This window comes from Pseudochrobactrum sp. AO18b (genome assembly GCF_000409565.1).
GTDB lineage: Bacteria > Pseudomonadota > Alphaproteobacteria > Rhizobiales > Rhizobiaceae > Pseudochrobactrum > Pseudochrobactrum saccharolyticum.
This window is the reverse complement of the sequence record NZ_ANNO01000395.1, coordinates 1-873: the sequence shown is the minus strand read 5'-3', so window position 1 is coordinate 873 and position 873 is coordinate 1. Positions and strand designations below refer to the sequence as shown.

Here is an 873-nt window from a genome sequence, read left to right as displayed (position 1 = left end):
CAGGCCGTCGCCACATTGGCGGCTTCCGGCTCCTCCCGTGCAGTTTCCAGCCTGTCTGGCCGTATGCAGGGACGTGTACCGGCGCTTGGTAATGGTGGTGCTGCCCCTAAAGCCGGTAGTGCTGATGAGCGCCTGGTTGCCCATGCCAAAGCGCGTTCGGCGTCACGTAAACCGCAGCGTTAAGCTCGGTAATTCTGTTCCCTTAACTTTTTCAGGAGTGTCGCTATGCGCACTGAAACTTATATTCCCGGCGATTTGCTCGTCGGTGATTTTCCCGTTGCTGTCCGTGTTGTGCCTATTGCAGGCGGGCAGGGTGTTCTCAAACGTGGCACAGTGCTGGGTGAGGCCAGTGGCAAATTCCTGGTCTCAGCCTCTGCATCCTCGGATGGTTCTGAAGTGCCAAGCATGGTGCTGGCTATCGATGTCGATACCACTGCCGGTGATGTGATCACGGATGCCTATGCATCCGGTAATTTTGATGCGGCCAAACTGATCTACGGGGCAGGCCATACGGCAGCGAGTGTCGAAAGCGCATGGCGCAAAGCTTCTGCTCCGCTCTTCCTGCACAATCTCGCCTGATCCGGCGCTCATTTAAGGAAATCTCAAATGGATTTATTTAGCACAGCCGCGCTGTTGACGGTGATTGAAGCCCGCGACCGGCCAACAGCCTTTATCCGCGATACATTCTTCCCGAACGGTTTTCAGTCCGATGCGGAAGAAATCGCCTTTGATAAACTGAAACGCCGCCGCAATGTGGCGCCGTTCGTTTCGCCTTTGGTGCCGGGCAAAGAACGCGCCATTCGTGGCCGGCAGACCTCAACATTTACGCCTGCCTATGTAAAGCCGAAAAACACAGTGCGCCCGGGCGAAGGC

3 protein-coding genes are annotated in these 873 nt (G+C 56.4%); all 3 read left to right on the top strand.

Features of this window, described 5'->3' with window-relative positions; genetic code table 11:
* A partial coding sequence (locus A918_RS22105) for a hypothetical protein (protein WP_033316174.1) occupies positions 1–183 on the top strand: 183 nt, incomplete at its 5' end.
* Between the two features lie 42 nt (positions 184–225).
* Positions 226–579 (top strand): head decoration protein, encoded by a 354-nt coding sequence (locus tag A918_RS0115080; protein WP_022711865.1) that lies wholly within the window; start codon positions 226–228, stop codon positions 577–579.
* A 27-nt stretch (positions 580–606) separates the two neighbouring features.
* Positions 607–873 (top strand): major capsid protein (locus A918_RS20665; protein ID WP_033316173.1); only part of this gene is annotated, 267 nt, incomplete at its 3' end.

What these genes read in the sequence shown, in the direction of transcription:
- A918_RS0115080 (WP_022711865.1), top strand. Translation starts at nt 226, where the DNA reads ATGCGCACTGAAACTTATATTCCCGGCGATTTGCTCGTCGGTGATTTT.